At 43.0% G+C, this 18,573-nt stretch carries 13 protein-coding genes; 1 reads left to right on the top strand and 12 read right to left on the bottom strand.

All coding sequences use genetic code 11. The features are described 5' to 3' along the window. The 6 genes from rlmJ to L4C33_RS03725 form a co-directional block, all read right to left on the bottom strand. Positions 1–475: 23S rRNA (adenine(2030)-N(6))-methyltransferase RlmJ (gene rlmJ / locus L4C33_RS03750; protein WP_428811108.1), on the bottom strand; the 475-nt coding region annotated here is incomplete at its 3' end. A gap of 193 nt (positions 476–668) precedes the next feature. Next, the gene (gene secF, locus L4C33_RS03745; protein WP_428811107.1) at positions 669–1,592 is read right to left on the bottom strand and encodes a protein translocase subunit SecF; all 924 of its coding nucleotides are present in this window, start codon (positions 1,590–1,592) and stop codon (positions 669–671) included. A gap of 2 nt (positions 1,593–1,594) precedes the next feature. Then, positions 1,595–3,394 carry a protein translocase subunit SecD gene (gene secD, locus L4C33_RS03740; RefSeq protein WP_428811106.1) on the bottom strand — a complete coding sequence of 600 codons (1,800 nt, stop codon included), beginning with the start codon at positions 3,392–3,394 and terminating at the stop codon, positions 1,595–1,597. Positions 3,395–3,665: 271 nt separating this feature from the next. Next, positions 3,666–4,121, bottom strand: a complete 456-nt coding sequence (locus L4C33_RS03735; RefSeq protein ID WP_428811105.1) for a hypothetical protein — start codon at positions 4,119–4,121, stop codon at positions 3,666–3,668. 239 nt (positions 4,122–4,360) lie between these two features. After that, positions 4,361–7,141, bottom strand: coding sequence for a M16 family metallopeptidase (locus L4C33_RS03730; protein WP_428811104.1), 2,781 nt, complete (start codon positions 7,139–7,141; stop codon positions 4,361–4,363). A gap of 214 nt (positions 7,142–7,355) precedes the next feature. Then, on the bottom strand, positions 7,356–10,118 hold the full coding sequence (locus L4C33_RS03725) for a M16 family metallopeptidase (RefSeq protein ID WP_428811103.1): 2,763 nt from the start codon (positions 10,116–10,118) through the stop codon (positions 7,356–7,358). Between the two features lie 330 nt (positions 10,119–10,448). Between L4C33_RS03725 and L4C33_RS03720 the strand changes: the two genes are divergently transcribed. Beyond that, positions 10,449–11,372 carry a LysR family transcriptional regulator gene (locus L4C33_RS03720; RefSeq protein ID WP_428811102.1) on the top strand — a complete coding sequence of 308 codons (924 nt, stop codon included), beginning with the start codon at positions 10,449–10,451 and terminating at the stop codon, positions 11,370–11,372. Between the two features lie 79 nt (positions 11,373–11,451). Here L4C33_RS03720 and L4C33_RS03715 read toward each other — a convergent pair whose 3' ends face one another. The 6 genes from L4C33_RS03715 to L4C33_RS03690 all read right to left on the bottom strand — a co-directional run bounded on the left by L4C33_RS03715 (position 11,452) and on the right by L4C33_RS03690 (position 18,530). Next, positions 11,452–13,356: a hypothetical protein gene (locus L4C33_RS03715; protein ID WP_428811101.1), complete on the bottom strand. Its 1,905-nt coding sequence runs from the start codon at positions 13,354–13,356 to the stop codon at positions 11,452–11,454. 196 nt (positions 13,357–13,552) lie between these two features. Continuing rightward, positions 13,553–14,251: a hypothetical protein gene (locus tag L4C33_RS03710; protein ID WP_428811100.1), complete on the bottom strand. Its 699-nt coding sequence runs from the start codon at positions 14,249–14,251 to the stop codon at positions 13,553–13,555. A 202-nt stretch (positions 14,252–14,453) separates the two neighbouring features. Beyond that, entirely contained in the window at positions 14,454–15,260 is an 807-nt protein-coding gene (locus L4C33_RS03705) for a LytR/AlgR family response regulator transcription factor (RefSeq protein ID WP_428811115.1), read from the bottom strand. A 47-nt stretch (positions 15,261–15,307) separates the two neighbouring features. Then, positions 15,308–16,345, bottom strand: coding sequence for a sensor histidine kinase (locus tag L4C33_RS03700; protein ID WP_428811099.1), 1,038 nt, complete (start codon positions 16,343–16,345; stop codon positions 15,308–15,310). Beyond that, positions 16,345–17,763: a hypothetical protein gene (locus L4C33_RS03695; RefSeq protein WP_428811114.1), complete on the bottom strand. Its 1,419-nt coding sequence runs from the start codon at positions 17,761–17,763 to the stop codon at positions 16,345–16,347. The genes L4C33_RS03700 and L4C33_RS03695 overlap by 1 nt, the downstream gene beginning before the upstream one ends. A 2-nt stretch (positions 17,764–17,765) precedes the next feature. Continuing rightward, positions 17,766–18,530 (bottom strand): outer membrane lipoprotein-sorting protein, encoded by a 765-nt coding sequence (locus tag L4C33_RS03690; protein ID WP_428811113.1) that lies wholly within the window; start codon positions 18,528–18,530, stop codon positions 17,766–17,768. Positions 18,531–18,573 lie beyond the last annotated feature (43 nt).

The raw sequence follows: 18,573 nt of genomic DNA, 5'->3' as shown, positions 1-18,573 counted from the left end.
CTGCATAAGGGAGTTGGTTCAAACCGTCACCCGCAAAGACATTAAGCTGACTCTCGATATGTAGGTCAGAACGAATCTGTTTGATATTCGTTGCCAGCAAATCCGCTTCATCTTGCTGAATATCTGAAAAGAAAAAGCTGTCATTACGACGACCTTGTTCAAAACCAAGTACTGCAGACCCAGGATAAAGAGTGAGTGTTTCTTCAGGGTTAAAAGCCGCTAGGCTCGAAATAAAAGGAGTAAAACTACTCGGCAATTTATCTTTGTTTTTCCATAGATAACCAACCCCTTCTTTAAACTCACGAGCATGATTTGAAGGTGCGGTGGTCAGATCATAGCAACCTGTGCCTGCATGGGTGTCTATTATATTTAGACTTACATGCTGCTGAACAAGAGACTGAACCAAAGACGCTAAAACAGGGTGTTTTAACGCATCACCGTGGTCGCCGACATGACATTGGTGTCGATATTCCATTATAACTTTCCTATTCAATAAGCCTCCTCTAACAATAATCTATTGTGGGGAGGCTTACCTTATAGTTAAGTTTATTTTTATGCACAAGCGCACATATCTGTTATTTACGATTAAAACGAGAAGTCGAGGGAGCATTTGAGTCCCCCTCGTTTATTACTACAGCTAGTATGCGTTTCTCCATGCTAGCGCAGGATTACGGATACGACTCCTCCGTCTTATCTATCGCTTTTACCTGATAGTGAATCGGTAGCAGCCCCAACAATTTAGGTAAAGTAATACCAACAGAAACTGAAGACCATGTACCGCTGACGATACCAACCACGAGTGCAATAGCGAACCCTTGCAGCGCTGCACCACCAAGCAGCCAAAGCGCCGATACGGTGATCAGAGTCGTTCCTGAAGTCACCATAGTGCGTGAGAACGTCGCTTTAACTGATTCGTTAAGCAGGTTATCTGTATCACCGTTTGGATTACCACGCAGCATTTCACGTACTCGGTCGGCAATGATGATCGAGTCATTCAATGAATAACCCAAAATCGCCAACACCGCTGCCAATACGGTCAGATTGAACTCGAACTGAGTAAAAGCAAACAAACCCAAGATAATCGTGACGTCGTAAATTATCGCCGCCAGAGCGCCTAGTGCCAAACGCCATTCAAATCGAACACTCAGGTACAGCATGATCATTAGGAAACACACCAGTACCGCCAAGCCACCTTGGTCAACCATGTCTTGACCCACTTGAGGGCCAACCACACTGCTGTTTAACACTTTTACTTGATCGCTTACCGATGTTAGGGCGTCTACTAAGTTTGGCTGTGGTGCGTCTGTCAGTTGGCTGTAACGAATCGTCCACCGATCTTGTTCTGCCATACCAACCACTTGAACGTCTTGTTGGAAAGCACTATCAAGTTTTGTTTTTAATGCATCTTTAGTGACTTGATCGGAAAGCTGAACTTCGGCCACCACACCGCCAGTAAAGTCCAAGCCCCAGTTGAAACCTTTCACTGCCACAAGCATCACAGAGCTCATGAACAGCACAATAGAAATCACAGACATCACCTTGCGAAGGCGAGTCATATTGCTGTCTGAAATAGTCATATTTGAAATACTCATGCTTAAATCCTTACATCGTGGCGTTGGTCACGCCCCCAAACCAAATTGATGATCGCTCGCGAAGCAAAAATGCCCGTAAACATACTGGTTAGAAGACCTAGGCCCAGTGTCAGAGCGAAGCCCTGAATTGGTCCATTACCAATGGTATACAGAGCCACAGCAACGATCATGGTAGTGACGTTAGCATCAAAAATTGACGAGAACGCGCTATCGAAACCACGATCGATAGAGCTCGCAAAACTGCGCCCTTCTTTCATCTTGTCTCGAATACGCTCGAAGATAAGCACGTTGGTATCCACCGCCATACCGACGGTCAGTACCAAGCCAGCAATACCAGGCAGAGTTAAGACTGCACCCGGTAACAGCGCAATCAAACCAAACAATGTGGTCATGTTAACGATCAACGCACCGTTCGCGACCCAACCAAGACGGCGGTACCATAGCGCCATAAACGTGAGAGTAAGACCAAGGCCCAGCGCCAACGCAGCAAAGCCATTAGTTACGTTCTCTGCACCCAGAGACGGGCCAATCGTACGTTCTTCAATGATGGTCACTGGCGCAGTCAATGAACCCGCACGCAACAACAGCGCAAGCTCTTGTGCTTCAGCCAAGCTACCAGCCCCTGTGATTCTAAAGCGGCTACCCAGTTGAGACTGGATGTTTGCCACACTGATGACTTCGCTGGTTTGCTTGCTGTTGCCTGCTCTGTCACGGCTATATTCGCTGTACACGGTTGCCATTGGCTTACCGATGTTATGACGAGAGAACTCAGACATTTTCTTACCACCAGAAGAATCTAGGGTAATGTTTACTTCTGCGCTGCCCATCTCACCAATACCACTGCGAGCATCAATAATGTGTTCACCGCTCAGCACTGCTTTACGGTCTACCACCACGCGGTTGCCGTCTGAATCTTTCAGAGTTTGAGTATTGCGAGTCGCGTTATCGTAAACAGAGTAGAACGCCAATGAAGCCGTTGCACCGATAACATCTTTCGCTGCTGCAGGGTCTTGTACACCCGGCAATTCGATACGGATTCGGCTTTCACCTTGACGTTGAATCGATGCTTCAGTGATGCCGAGTTCTTCAATACGGCTACGCATGATTTGCAGGTTTTGTTGAACCGTTAGGTTACGTAGCGTTCTTTGTTCTTCTTCAGACTGAGTTAACGTCAGTGATTTATCTGAACGGTCACGTAGCCATTGTGGGAACTCTTCACGAATCAGCTTTTGGGCTTTTTCGAAATCAGCGTCTGTGCGGAAGTTAAACTTAACTTGGTTGTTCACCACTTCACCACGGGCATAACGCACTTCGCTAGTGATCTCGTCTACCACAGATTGAGCTTGTGCGTGGTAAACCGGTTCCATGTCGACTTCGAGTAAGAACTGCACACCACCACGTAAATCAAGACCTAACTGAATCGGCGCGAAGCCCATATCAGTCAGCCATTTTGGTGCTGCTGGCTCCATAGCAAGAGCAACGGTCGCGTTGTCGAGGAAGCGCTCGTTAAGCACTTCTTTGGCTTTCGCTTGTTGCTCAGCATTTTCTAAGATCACCACTAAACGTTTGTCTTTTTGAAAAGCTGATTTGGCTTGAATGCCCTCGCTAGCAAGGTATTGCGTCACTTGAGTGGCGTCGATCGTCTGCTCAGAGCGGTTACTGATTTGAACCGAGGCGTCCTCGCCAAACCAAGAAGGTAAAGCACTCAGAATCATGATGATGATGGTGGCGATAAGCACCACATATTTCCACTTTGAGTAGTGGTTAATTTGTTTTCTTGGAATGCGTTTTTTCACGGTCAAGATCTCTTCTTTTTACCAATCACCGTAAATACGTGCTCAAAAATAGCACCGAAAAAAAGCAGTGATCGAGCATTTTAACCAGTTAGGGTGACCAGTTATTTACTACGATTGGTATAACTAATGTTTTGCGAACACGAGCGATGGCTAATCGCAACCAGAACAAACTGATTGAGTCATAGTGAGGCTAATAATTGTGTGTCGCTATATTTGTTAATTGGCGAGTTCAACGGACACAAGTGACCATCGATACGACCAATTTAGGGTCAAACGATTAGCTAAGAAGTTCTCGGAAATGCGAGTATTGGATGTTGCCCTCTTTCCACCCAGAAAGCCGGGAGGACGGAGAACTCACAATACTGGTCCAATGCTGCTTGGTATCTAACAACGGTGTGTTAAAGAGCAAAGAAGCCAATAGTGAAGGGGGGGAGAAGTCGATCAGTAAATGATAAGCAGGCTCAAGGTCAGCCACACTTTCTTGCTCATTACTGAGCATACGTCTGAAGTTCACTACTTGGAGGCTAGATTCTGTATCGTGATAATTGGAGCTGTCACCAGAAGGGACGGTGCCAAACTGAGCCTTATCGCACTCTAAGAAGCTCGACGGGTTATCCGTAGCAGCTTGTTTACAAAGATCACTCTGCGAAGACTGCGAGGATATTTGAAATGGCTTAGAAGGAAACGAATAGCCGTTAGAATTCACTAAGCCAAAGCTCAGTAAAAATAACATTAAGACTAATCGGGTACCTAATTTAAGCAATTCACAACAATCCTGAATGGTAGAAACAGCGACAATATATAACAGCTATGAAAGTTACAATTGATTTAAAATCACAACCACTCACATTTGACACAGCTCTGACAATCGCTCACCACGCAACGCCAAATTAACACCTCTAGAATCGTGAAAAAACAAAAAGCCAAGCAATGGGTGCTTGGCTTTTGGGCATTTATTAAAGCATTTTCGCGTTAGGCTTTAGGACGCAGGATGTTCTTAACCTTACGGCTGTTCTCACCAAAAATACGTTGTACTAGAGCGTTCATATCTTCCGTGGATATCGATTTAGCCACTCGGTCAACTTGAGATAAAGCTTCAACACCGTAACCATGAAGTAGATAGCGAGACACATGCCACGCTTGGTCGATAGAACTCAATTCTAGAGGCGTGAAGTCAGCTTCAAACTGTTTCACTACCGCTCGCATTTCCTCTTCAGAGACACCTTGTAAAAGATCTGTAATTACCTTATCAATCGCCACTTCAACTTTATCGATATTTTCAGGCGCTATCATCGCTCCGATGACCCACTCCTGACTCGATTCACCATCTTGCGATACGGGATAGGCATAAGGCGAGTAATCTAAGCTCAGCTCCTCACGAATATACGCATCTAAACGAGTCGCCAGCAAACGTTGCAGTAAATCTTCCATAAAGACATCTTTTGCTGTCGAAATTTTTTCGGCTGCGGCTGCGGCTGTAGGCTCTGAGATAATACGTAAAACATACTCAGCGCTATCCACATTGTTAATGGCTAAATCAATACGTGCTTTCGATGGCTGTTTATAAGCCACATCAAAATCCGGCACTGCAGCTTTTTCTAGTGGAATCGAAGCCAAATATTGACGAACCAATGGCTTCAATTCACTTGGATCGATATCCCCCACAATCACCAACTGGTTGTGTCTCAATTGGCCAAATAGTTGCTCATGAAGATTACGGACATCTTCCACAGAAACCGCTTCAACGCGATCTTTGCCAACAAAATGGTGGCGGCTATCCTGACGGTAAATATTTTGGTTTACCGCTCGTTCAAATTGACCAACAGGGCTACTCAAGAAAGACTCTTGACCTTGTACAAACTCCAGCTTCACCGCCTCTAACTGGTCAGGGTTTATTTTAGGTGAGACCATAAAGGTATAAAGAGCAGCAAACACATCGGTAAGCCCATCTTTTTTAAGATTAAATTCAATACCATGATGGGTATTACCAATGAAAGAGTCAGCCTGAATGTCTTCACGTTCAAAGTACGCTAGAAGCTCAGAGCCCGTAAAATCACCAACTCCACTTCGAGATAAGGCAGGTAACGCAACCTCAACGGCTGGGTATAAGCTCGGGTTCAAAGCAGCTTTTCCACCTAAACTCATGTACATAACGCCAACATCATCATTCGCAAGCGAGTCACGCAGGTACCACATATCGATACCATTGCTTAGCGTCCACTTTTGAATGTTTGGGTCTACATGCATTTGTTCAACAAGCACAATATCACCTTGGGAACTTGGGTCAGCAAACGCACTAGCAGTCGTCGCCATTAACGGCTGTGTTCCCATTTCGCTATAAGTGGCTTTTAGGCTATCGAGGGAATTGTTGATCGCTTCTCTGTCTTCATTTTCATCCATCCCAATGATGATGAAGTAATCATCAGAAAGTAGACTCTTAATGTTGTCGTTAATCGCTTCAAGGCTTAGGTTAGCAATGAAGGCCTCTAAACTTACCTGATAGTCTTTTTGTGATTGAACGATTTGCTCGGAGACTAAAGCACTTGCTTTGTAGTCAGCGTGATCAACGCTGTCCATTTTATCCCAATCATACTCAATATTATCAAACAAGTCTTGGTAGTAATGCTCCTCGCCGACGATCTCTGTTTCCGAAACACCATAATCACGCAGTGACGCTAGTGTAGAGAGTAACTCTTGCTGAATGACTTCACGGCTACCAGTAGGAAAACCAACACTTGTTGATGAATAACGCAGAGCTCCTATTTGAAGGCTATCCGACGCTATCCATTGAGTCGGCAGCGCTGCATCATTAAATACAGCCTCTAGTCGTTGCTGAATCAATAAATGGGAGGTTTCATCCAACCAACGTTGATGCTGTTGATCGTGATTTTCAATCGAGTTTAAACCTCGGTTAAACGTTAGAGTAATGCTTGGCGCTTCTCTCCCCGCGAATTCGACATAGTCTCCTTCGTTGAAAGTCGTCATTTTCTGTTTTTCTGGTTTTGGCGTTTCACCACGTTCCCAGCTGGAAAACTTCTCTTCAATTAATGGAATCACGGTTTTGATATCCACATCACCGGAGATAATCAGATCAGCAATTTGAGGTTGATACCAAGTCTGGTAAAAGTCGGTGAGGCTTTGAGAAGTAGCACTCATCACCGACTCTTTAGTGCCCAATGCATCTTGAGATTCATACGGACCACCTTCAATAAAGTAGTCATAAAATTTTTCGGGGAATGATTTATCATTAAGACGAGCCATTCGAAACTCACCAAGAACCACACCTTTTTCTTTTTCAACTTCTGAGCTTGCGATATCCAACCCATCACCAACGTCGCGCATCCACGTCAAAGCCGACTGTAATTGGACGTTATCAGGTAAATCTAATTGGTATACGGTTTCTTCGTAAGAAGTGTACGCATTAAGATCAGCACCAAAGCTAGAACCAGCATCTTCAAATAAACGTATCACATCGTTTTGAGAAAAATGCTTACTGCCATTAAATGCCATGTGCTCAACAAAGTGAGCATAGCCTTCTTGTTTATGATTCTCTTGAATTGAACCAGCATGTACAACTAAGCGAACAGAGACAGATGCTTCATGGTCAGGATAAACATGATAAGTAAGACCGTTTTCTAGCTGACCTGAAGTCCAAGCAGGATCCGGTTGGATTAAGGTTTCGGTGATTTTTGATGTTGAACTACAGCCAACCAAGGTAAGGCATAGTGCCGTTGCTAAATAATATTTTTTCATAACAACCTCTTAATGTCATTCACCGACAATATACAGATAGAGTTAATGATTATTATTTAATATTGAATCAGGTGAGTACCTTTGTGATCTTGATCTTCATTTTATAAATTACCCCTCCCAAAAAATTAGCTCAATAAAAAAGCCAAACGACTTAGCGTTTGGCTTTCTATGTGCCCCATATATTCGGAGGCTCAGAGCATCCTACTCAGTAAACTTAACTTTTCGGCCTTAAGAAGTTCTTCAACTGATAACTGTTAGCACCAAAGATTTCTTTGGCATACTCCGTCATGTCCTGGCTAGAAATTGAATCTGTCGTCCCCTGTAGGTCAAACAAAGCTTCAACACCATAATCATGAATTAAGTAACGTGAAATGAACCAAGCTTGTTGGGTCGGCTTGTATTGAAGTGGCGTGAGATCGGCCACTAGCTGTTTAGCTGCTGTTCGAGTCTCACCTTCAGATATCCCTTTAATAGCTTCAGTAATCACTTTATCAATCGCCAATTCAATCAGCTTTGAGTTTTCTGGCGCAGTTAAAGACCCAACCAACCAGTCATAACTTGGCTCACTGTCTTGCGCAACCGAATACACATAAGGCGCGTAATCCAGGCTTAACTCTTCACGAACATAAGCTGACAAGCGGCTCGACAATACACGTTGAAGCATGTCATCCATAAACACATCCTTTGCTGTTTTATCTCGCGCTTGTTGCGAAATAATACGCAATAAATACTGGCTGCTGTCTTCATTATTGATGGATACATCTATGCGCTCTTTCGACTTGTCATTATAAGCCACCTGGTAGTTAGGCGATTCAACAGCTTCTAGTGACAATGAAGCAATATACTGACGAACAAGAGGCTTTACTTCAGATGGCTTAATATCAGCAACGATGACAAGTGTGTTGTCTCTTAACTTCTGAAATAACTGATGCTGCACGTTAAGTACATCGTCAGGTGTAACCGCCTCAATATCTTCACTTTCTAACATGATATGACGACTACTAGCCTGATAACTATTGCGATTCACCATCTTGGTAAATTGACCTACTGGCGTTTCTAGGTATGCCGTGCGATTTTGTGAAAATTCAGACTTCACAGCCTCAAGTTGGTCGCTATCGATTTTAGGCTTAGTTACAATTGCGTGTAGCGCAGCCAGTCCCTCTGCAAGCGTATTTTTCTTAGCGTTTATTTCTAACCCATGGTGAGTGAAGTTGATGAAGGGATAAATTTGAATGTCTTTACGTTTCAAATGAGCATTTAACTCAGAGCCACTAAATTTACCAACACCACTACGGATTGAAGCAGGAACCGCAACCTCTAACGCAGGATATAAAGATGGATCTAGCGCCGCTTTCCCTCCCTCACTTGCATAGTAAACTCCAACATTATTACCCGCCTTAGGGTTACGCAAATACCAAACTTCAATTCCATTACTCAGTGTCCATTGCTGTAAGTTAGGGTCTTCATTCACCTGAACTTGTTTAACAATTTCCCCCTGAGAAGTTGGCACACTAAACGCTGAGCTTGCCGTTGCTAGTAGTGGCTTATTACCATTTTTTTTATATGCCCTTCTGACATCACTTAACTGGTCATTCATTGCCAACAAGTCTTCTTTAGAAGATAAACCTAACCCCAAAATGTAAGGGCTAGAAAGCAAATCATCTAAGTTTTTGTTCACGGCTTTAAGGTCCGTACTCGCAAGAAACTCTTTCAAACTCGACTGATAATCTAGCTGAGATTGAACCGGTTGGTTAATCACCAATGCCGTCGATTTTCCATTAGCATGAACAACAGCATCCATTTGATCCCAGTTAACTTGAATATCATCAAGGTTCGCTTGGTATTGCTGTATAGCTCCCATAAACTCATTCTCACTCACACCATGATCACGCAAAGAGGCGAGAGTAGAAATAAATTGCTGCTGGCTTTCCTCTCGGGTACCAACAGGAAAACCGACCGTTGTAATGGAGTAACGTTGGAACTCTAATAAGTAAGAAGTCGACGCCGTCCATTGCACTGGCAACGCTGCGTCAACAAAATCGGAGTTCAATCTTTGCTGTACAAGTTGCTGAGCAATCTCATCCAACCAAAGCTGGTGTTGTTGCTCTCGGCTCAACACCACTCTTGTTCCCCTATCAATAACAATACCGATACTAGGTGGCTCCGCCCCTGCGACATGCGCCACAAAGTCTTGAGTGCTGTAGTCTGTTGAGGTGCTCTTCACCGGAATGGGTGTAGTGCCTTTTTGCCAACTAGAGAAGCTTTCTTCAATTAAAGGAATAACCTCTGCCAGAGTGACATCCCCCGTTACAATCACCTCAGTAAGTTGGGGTTGATACCAAGTCTGATAAAAATTCTTTAACTCTTGAACATCCGCATTGGAGACGGAGTCTTTGCTGCCAATAGGGTCATTGTTTTGGTACTTAGTCCCTTCCACCATATGGTCATAAAATTTGAAGGCTAGGGGTTTATCTTCTACCCGCGAGTATCGAAACTCCCCTAGTATAACTCCCTTTTCTTTTTCGATTTCTGCTGCCGAAAGCGTTAAACCATCGCCAATATCTCTTAGCCAAGCCATCGCTTTATCTAGGTTTTGTTTGTCGGGTAAATCCAACTTATAAAGGGTTTCTTGGTAGGAAGTATAAGCATTTAAGTCCGCACCAAAGCTAACGCCTGATTGCTCAAATAGCTCGATAACATCATTTTCTGAAAAGTTCTTGCTGCCATTAAACGCCATATGCTCAACAAAATGGGCATAACCTTTTTGCTGTTCGCTCTCTTGAAAAGAGCCTGCATGCACAAGCAAGCGTACAGATACAGGTTGCTCCCGGTCAGGGTATACGTGGTAGGTTAATCCGTTATCTAACTCTCCTTTGACCCAGTATGGGTCTGATTTCAATAACGTTTGCTGCTGAGGCGCTGAGCTACAACCCAGCAGCGCGGTACTTAATACAACGACTAAAGAATATGCTTTCATAACGATCTCTTTGGAAGGACTTTCCTCCAATATATCTGATTGCTAAAACATAATAATTTTGTATTAAATCAACCCGTTAAATTTTGAGAGTCAATCTACCTTGGTATGAAAGTGTTTATTTTATAAATTACAAAGTGCGTGCAAATGGCGCGATGAGAGGGATATCAATTCTGAACATCTGATTTAACGTACAACTGACGTAGCAGGGCAAGATCTAACAGAATAAGCGCCATGGGTTAGTCCATAATGGAACTTCGCATCACAGAACCTAGTAATATAAACAATAACTTATGCTAATCTAAATACAGCTAGGTATTTTTAAGGAAGAAAATGGCTAAAAAATTATACGACAACCTCGATCTTAACTTACTGCGCATGTTCTTTATCCTCTACCAAGAAAAGAATATGAGGAAAGCAGCTGAGCGAATGCATGTCACACAGCCAGCGGTAAGTAAGGCCTTAACAAAGATGCGCCACTCTTTAGATAATGAGTTATTTGTTAAAAATAGTAAGGGGCTAACGCCAACACCTTACGCTGAAGAGTTATACCTATCTCTACGTCCTATCATGCTTGAGTTAGAAAACAGCCTTAACCGCCAAGAGCAATTTGCTCCTCAACAGTTAGATGGGAATATCGTTATTGCGCTTTCTCCTTTTTTAATGAGCGCACTTGCCACAAAGATATATTCCAAAATACGTAGCGAAGCCCCTAATGTTTGTGTTCACTTTCGTAGTTGGAATCAAGACACTCAATCAGATATTGAAAATGGAAAGATTTGTCTAGGTATCAGCTACGACAGTGACCTAACAATTAAAACTTTATACTCAAAAAAGATCGGGATTGACAAATTAAAAGTGATTTGTCGAAAAGATCACCCGATAAAAGGTACATCGCTGACTCCGCAAGATGCTGAAAAATACCCTATTGGAACGATCCTCGCGTCAAATTGGAACTTTCAGAAGTCTATTGCGGAAATCGTAGGGGAAGAACTTGGACTGAAATTTAATGTTACTTTGCGCTCAGAGCTCCCTTCTGTCCTTCTAGAAGCCGTCCACAGTAGCGATATGCTTGTCCCCGTCTCTAACTTTTCAGATTATGATTTTGTCAGTGGGATCAAGTCTCTAGATTGTAACTGGGGATATAGCTATGAGACCCCTGATATTTTTAGTTATTACCACAGCAAAAACCATAATAGCCCTTTAACGCTATGGTTAGTTGAAAAAGTAAAAACAGTTTTACAAAGTACAGATTAGCCATTCGCTGATAAAGTATTCAAAAATAAAAAGCCACTCATCACTGAGTGGCTTTCTTTATTTAATATCGACTTTCACATTAGTTAATGCGCGCCTGTACCTTACTTCTCAGCTGGTCGAAGCGAGGCTGTTGTGCAATAGATTTAATGGTTTCTTTCGCTTGAGCATTAGCCTGAACGTCGCGATTTGCGTGATCAAAAATGACGATACCTCCCGCATTACCACTGACTATCGTCATGTTAGTACGACCATCTTCTGAAGACTCTTTACGCACAGTTCCCATATCAACACCGTCGCGATAAATGTCGTACACACCTTCTTGAGTTGCCTGTCTTAATTCCCATTCAGGGTTAGTGTGATCTGGCGTTTCTGGTTCAATATTAATTGGACGGTCAGGGGTCAGATTACGTCCTTCTAACTCTACATTTGAGATAGTAATAGAACGGCCTTGTGAACCGAATATAGTCCAACCTAAATCAGATTTTACTATCGTAAGTTTAATTGGTGCCATGTCGCCTCCAATCTGACCACCTATACCAACAATCTCTCCTGTACGACTATCAGTAACAACCAAATACCCCGTTATTGAAGTCTCTACTTTAAACGGTAAACGTATTGGCGCAGGAGCTTGAGGATTGTTATACCAAACCCCACCATTTGGCCCGACTTCTAAGTGACGAGTGTTTACGTTAACTGATCCTTCAATCGATCCAAGTAGCACGCCATCACGAATAATACCAATCGTCCCATTGCCATCAGTTACAAACTCAAAATCAGGGTTGGTATGATCTGGGTTCATAACTGGTGGAGTAATACCACGATCAATGTCTTGGTCAACGCCTGTAAAGACTAAACCTGTCGACTTATTGTATGTCGCGACCGTTGTTCCATCGGTATTCGAGATGTAATAAGTACCTTTGTATAACGTTGAAGTCGCAATCACTTCGCCGGTATGAGTATCACGAATATCACCATTGCGGTCGACAAAAGCATTTGACCCCGTTTCATTGTCAGTTACGACCCAGCCCGATGCTGTTTCAGAAATAGAATATGCGTCTTGAATCGGATGCTCGATTGGCCCGCCAATACCTCGGTCGATACCCTGGTCAACTCCTGTAAAGACTAAACCTGTCGACTTATTGTATGTCGCGACCGTTATTCCATCGGTGTTCGAGATGTAATAAGTACCTTTGTACAGAGTAGAAGTCGCAATTACTTCGCCGGTATGAGTATCACGGATATCACCATTGCGATCGACAAAGGCATTAGATCCCGTTTCATTGTCAGTTACGACCCAGCCCGATGCCGTTTCAGAAATAGAATATGCATCTTGAATCGGGTGCTCGATTGGCCCACCAATACCTCGATCGATATCCTGGTCAACGCCTGTAAAGACTAAACCTGTCGACTTACTGTATGTTGCGACCGTTATTCCATCGGTGTTCGAGATGTAATAAGTACCTTTGTACAGAGTTGAAGTCGCAATTACTTCACCAGTATGAGTATCACGGATATCTCCATTGCGGTCGACAAAGGCATTAGATCCCGTTTCATTGTCAGTTATGTGCCAACCCGAGCTTGTTTCAGAGATTGAGTACGGGTCTTGAATTGGATTACTTTGATCCACACTAGGTAAGTGTGATGGGGAATGCTCAATAGGAAGCTCTATACCAGGTAAGTCATTGCCGTTGCTCGAACTAGAAGACGAACTAAGCAGCCCTGCAAACAAGGCCGCTGACGCTGCACCTACCGCAGCCCATGTTCCATCAGATTGCTTTTCATAAATAACATCATCGACCACTGCAACATTATTGCTTTGTGCATTTAGCTTAGCTAATGCTGAAGCCTCAATATCTGTCATTTGGGTTTCAATTAATTGGTGAGTATGTTGATCCGCTAATTGACGATCAACTTGCATAGGTGCCGCAACAACCGGAAGAGAGATGGCCGCTGTAATAGTTAAGGCTAAGATAGTCTTTTTCATAATGTACTCTTTTATATCTAGGTTAATAACGGCATCCGTGCGTTGAGTGGCTATATAATAGACAGCTCTATTCATGAGTAATAATGAGTTGAAGATATAAGCGTGATAACCAAATGGAATCACCAAGCTATCTGATATCAGAAGATCCCAGATACAAAAAAGCCCCTATTAAGGGGCGTTCTAAAAAATACGTAGATTAAAAATCGAAAGTGAGCCCGAACTCCACGCTATTTTCAAAATGTTCACTTATGGTGTACGTCACCGATGGACGGATATATTTTAAGTTCAAATACATGATAGCTTCGTGATAAATGAGGTTTGTTCTTGCGACTTTTACTCGACCTGAATCAAAAGCTGTAATGACGTTATGCGAGGTGCCCACTTCTTGGTTAAATTTATAAAGTAAATCAACGTAAGTATGCGCGCTCCACATTGCACCTAAGCTGTAGTCGATACTGTCTGATGGCAAGTAGCTCACCCCAAAAGGGTTTCCATTACAAATATCCATCCCTTTACAAAGTGGATCATCAACCTCCAGTTTATAGTTGTAATTGATATCACCAATAGCAATCCATCTATCATTCAATACTTTAGCGACGAATATTCCCGTCGAGTATTGGCGATCATTCACCTTAATTGTATTTTCAGTGTAATACGTTTCACCTTGCCAAAACGAATAGCCAAATCCAGCCTCCCAATTGGATTCCGTATCAATATCACCAAAGACTCTTAAATTATCAGTGACGTCATAAGTAACATCTAAGGTATAGATTGTTTCACCGTTGCTATTGGATAAGCTGACACCAAAAATATCGGTAAACTTTTCTATAGATTCAACAAGATCAGCGTGGCTTGGGAGAGAAATTAAACTCAATATTAGTAGGCTGCGTTTCATGGGGCTCTGTGTAATTAGCTTTCCCTAACGAAATTCAACTGACCTAATCCATTAGGTAAAGCTCAGTCGTGATAGCCAAATTACAGGGGTGTCTCGAAAGGCTATTTACTCATATAGGATAAATAGCCATGATTGAAAGGAATAATGAAATAGAGGTATTAGCGTGATAACCAATTGGAATGATGTAAAACTAAGCCGTAACTTACATTCCTTTAAATAACGATTGAGATGAACGACTGACGGGTAATTTATTCCCTTCAATGAAGGCTGACATCTGCCCAGTAAAATCTTTCTTTACCTTCTCAATAGCCGCGACTCGGACTACGGTTGAACGGTGAATTTGCCAAAACTCATCAGGATTCAGCTGAGTAATAAGTTCTTTCAACGACGTTCGTATAATGTACTCCTCTAACTGAAGCTCTCCCTTTTTAAATACAGAGACATACTTGTCTTCAGCCTTAAAAAACAAAACATCGGAAATAGAAATAAGGTGTAAATCTTCGCCAGCTGTTGCTTTTATCCAACTTAAATATTGAGGTGTTTGAGTAGGTTGAGACAATTGCTGGATCTGGTTCATTAGCGCTGTAAGGTCTGGAGCGGTCTGATTAATATTCTGCACCTTGCTGGTTTCTGATAAACGCGCTTTGATCTTGTCACAGGTCGCAACCAGTCGATTTTCACTGATCGGTTTAAGGATGTAATCAATAGCATTATGTTCAAAAGCTTTCACCGCGTATTCATCGTAAGCGGTAATAAATACCACAATAGGAGGGTTAGGCAATTTTTGAAGTTGCTTCGCTACGCTCATACCATCAAGTTCAGGCATGCGAATATCCAAAAAGGCAATATCTGGTGAGTGTGCTTGGATAGACGTTAACGCTTCTGTTCCATTTTTAGCTTTTACTATAACTTCAAGTTCCGGCCAAACTTCCGCTAACGTCTTATCAAGGTGATGTCTCAACAAAGCCTCGTCGTCAGCTATAATCGCAGTGATTGCACTATCCAAAATCGTTCCATCTCCTTTGTCGGTTTCAATTCACACTGTAAATTGAGCGGTTAGCGGTTCATTTCCATCGGAATTGAGATTGAAGACGTGACACCGCCAGATCCATTTTCAATTATTGTCATTTTGGCTCGCCCTTCAAACAAAGTATTGATTCTCTGGCGAATGTTATCCAATGCTACACCGTGACCAGTTGTCACAAAACCGGCATTGAGCCCAACACCGTTATCAGAAACCGTCATCGTTAACATACCCTCTTTCGATGAGATTTCGATATCGACACATCCACCATTAACACTCGGTTCAATGCCATGTGTTAACGCATTTTCAACCAAGGGTTGAATAAGAAAGGGCGGCAATGCTTGAGTATCATCAACACCTAGCGCTGTTATTGAAAAAGCTAAACGTTCACCTAAACGGATTTTTTGAATGTTTAGATACGCATCATTCAGTGCCAGCTCTTGCCCTACCGTTGATGATTCATTACGGCTGTTTTTCAGCGTTGCTCTCAATAAATCAGTGAGTTTTTCCAACATAAGCTTTGCTTTGTCGCTGTCGGATTCTATCAAAGCACTAATATTGGCAAGTGTATTAAACAGAAAATGCGGTTCAATTTGGCTCTGTAGCTGCTTTAACTGGCTAACCACAACCACTTTTTCTTGATCAGCTTGACGACGTTTCGCGACTTCAAGTTCATGTTCCGCGAGCATTTTTTGCTCTTTTGTGTAGAAATAGTAATAACACATGCCACAAAAAATCACGCCAAGCAGTACGACTGATTTCATCTCTGAGAAATTGTAATCGAAGTAACCATTAATCCAGAATTGAGCGTTTATTGTTCCGACCGATATTGCAATTATCATTGAAAGAATCGTCTCTACCAACCTAGAGACTTTAGGGAACAACTTTGCAATAACAAACGAAGAGACTAACGCGCTATAGCCAAACCCAAGACTAATAATGACGTTACCGAAAAAGTCCCCTCCCCAAATAGTTTGAGTGGTAATGGCAATCAAAAGACAAAATAGTGTAGTGAGAAGAGAACTCTTCACCCAAGATGCGCTGTTTGAACGCGAATTAGAATCTGTCATTAAAATCGTCCTTTGATATTTAGAAGAATCATATGGCTTTCAGGTAAATTGGCGTAAGCAGAATCGTGTTTACCGGCTAAGAATCGTGCGGCAAGTTCCAAATCAATCGACGACTCACCTGTGTCTGATAACTGATAGTTCAGCCACTGCGTCGCAATAATGCCGCCATCTTGGGGGGCGTAGATAAGATCAAATGTTGGTGTTAAATTATCCAGCCAATCAAACACACTAGCAGTCACGTTGTCTGACGAGCCAGAAAAAATCTGAGCCCAGGCCGAAGAGTCTAAAGACCAGTGGAACATAAGGTTATGCTCAACGATATTAGCGTGTTGGAAGCCTTGACCATAAGACAGCCCCAACATTTCAGTCTGCGATTGCCCCGTTAAAGACTTCGCATTACCTTGCGCTTCGTTCCAGTCAGAATCACTCCAGGCGCGGCTATCAAACCAATATTCAAGCACCACATTATGCCCAACCTCATTCGCCCAAGTTAAACCAAGTAAAGCCTGAAGTGCGTCACCTTGCTCCCCTAATTCAACAGGAAGGTACACACTACTCGGTAACTGATATCCAACACTCTGACGCTGATACACCATAGACCCATGAAACTCCCACGCCAAGTTCAGTACAGACACTAGGCTAGCGCCCACGAGCCCGTGACGAACATCATCGTAATAAGCTAACCATTGATATTCATGCTCCCCAACCATGTTGTAACGGCGAATACCCACGCCTTGTTGAGCATTCGCGCTTTCAAATTCGTTGACACTTTGCGATGTCCATGAGGAGTCGCTGTAAAGTAGTGTCCATTCACCCGACGTATCGAACAAGGATATCGAAGCAATACCGGCTCCCTCTTCAGCGACAATACCAACAGGATTTTGTCGGTAAAGCTTGATGATATCTAACGGGCGATAACCGTACCCAACTCCCCAATCTAAACGAATTTTACCAAGAGCAAGATCAAGGTAGTGATCGCCAAACAAGGTATTAGAAACTTCCACGCCCCCCTGCCAAAACAGCTCTTGAATTATAAATTCTGCTTCAGGATCTGGCTCTGGTGGATACTGACTCGAATTGGCATCCAATGAGCGTTCAAACCATAAATCGTTACCTTTTATGGCAAATAACCCAAGCCAGTTTTTATACCCTACCTCTAAATCAAGTAACGCATTCAAAGACTGAGACTGAGACTGAGACTGAGACTGAGACTGAGAATGATATTGAGATGAGTCTCCTTGCGAAGTATTCGAATTGAATGATGTTTCTCTTGACTGACTAGACTCAATGCCCACTTGCCAATCCCAACCAAAACTCCACTCTTGCGCACTTACCGTAGAAATCTCACCTAGCAATGCTGCGCAGAAGATCGGGATATGCAATCCGAACACAGAATGAGAGAGACTCTTATTTCCCATCACTACAACCCCGACACTTTGTTACGTGAAAGGTAAGCAGGGTTATAGTATTTATCTTCTAGGCTCTGCTGGCTGATCTCTTGGTATTCAATGACCGTTTTCTTACTTGACTGTATCTTATCGAGCAAGGTCATCGCAGTCACACTGGGAAGTCCGTTCCTTTCACCTTGTTCAAACCAAGCCTGTTTGGCTATTTTTCCGGAACGTAGATACATATCCGCTTTAATAGGAAACGAATCCTCTGTACTCAACCAAAGATCGATGGTTTGATAGCTTGCGCCTTTGGTTTTAGCCACCAGCTTTATAAGGTCAGTCGATATTTCCTTCCCAGAAAGCAGCTTCACCGTTTGTTGCTCAATCCACTCCCCTTGGTAATCCTCACTCCAGGTTAAGGTAGAAATGTCCCCGACAGATGCTTCACCCAGCAGTTTTTGCATCGGCGTGATTCGAATTGGACGACGACTTTTAGGCATTAATAGCCAGTAGTTGCCTTCAACCATCAACATCTTTTGTCCTGCCTCAACAGCTGATTTGAAAATAACTAAAGATTCACGGTTCGGCCGTGTATAGACATTATATTCTCGGGTTTTATCCAGCTTTTCGCTCTCGTACAAGCTGACTAGTGACACTACTTTGGAGGCTTCATCCGAATTGAGGCGGAATCGATCCGCTTTTAAAATCATCTCGCTAACGGCTTGTTTGTCCATAGACTGCATATCGAGAACTTGCGAATCGGCAGACTGTCCCGCGACCGAAAACCCACTCATTAACAATGCACTCAAAACCCAGTATTTTCTCGCTGATACACTG

The organism is Vibrio makurazakiensis, assembly GCF_050337375.1.
GTDB classification, from domain to species: domain Bacteria; phylum Pseudomonadota; class Gammaproteobacteria; order Enterobacterales; family Vibrionaceae; genus Vibrio; species Vibrio makurazakiensis.
Note: the sequence above shows the minus strand (reverse complement) of the source record. Positions and strands in the feature narration are given on the sequence as shown.

Bases quoted from the DNA above. Each gene is read 5' to 3' on its own strand.
- secF (WP_428811107.1), bottom strand. From the start codon at position 1,592: ATGAGTATTTCAAATATGACTATTTCAGACAGCAATATGACTCGCCTT.
- L4C33_RS03725 (WP_428811103.1), bottom strand. From the start codon at position 10,118: ATGAAAGCATATTCTTTAGTCGTTGTATTAAGTACCGCGCTGCTGGGT.
- L4C33_RS03730 (WP_428811104.1), bottom strand. From the start codon at position 7,141: ATGAAAAAATATTATTTAGCAACGGCACTATGCCTTACCTTGGTTGGC.
- L4C33_RS03735 (WP_428811105.1), bottom strand. From the start codon at position 4,121: ATGTTATTTTTACTGAGCTTTGGCTTAGTGAATTCTAACGGCTATTCG.
- L4C33_RS03710 (WP_428811100.1), bottom strand. From the start codon at position 14,251: ATGAAACGCAGCCTACTAATATTGAGTTTAATTTCTCTCCCAAGCCAC.
- L4C33_RS03720 (WP_428811102.1), top strand. From the start codon at position 10,449: ATGGCTAAAAAATTATACGACAACCTCGATCTTAACTTACTGCGCATG.
- L4C33_RS03690 (WP_428811113.1), bottom strand. From the start codon at position 18,530: ATGAGTGGGTTTTCGGTCGCGGGACAGTCTGCCGATTCGCAAGTTCTC.
- L4C33_RS03695 (WP_428811114.1), bottom strand. From the start codon at position 17,763: ATGGGAAATAAGAGTCTCTCTCATTCTGTGTTCGGATTGCATATCCCG.
- L4C33_RS03700 (WP_428811099.1), bottom strand. From the start codon at position 16,345: ATGACAGATTCTAATTCGCGTTCAAACAGCGCATCTTGGGTGAAGAGT.
- L4C33_RS03715 (WP_428811101.1), bottom strand. From the start codon at position 13,356: ATGAAAAAGACTATCTTAGCCTTAACTATTACAGCGGCCATCTCTCTT.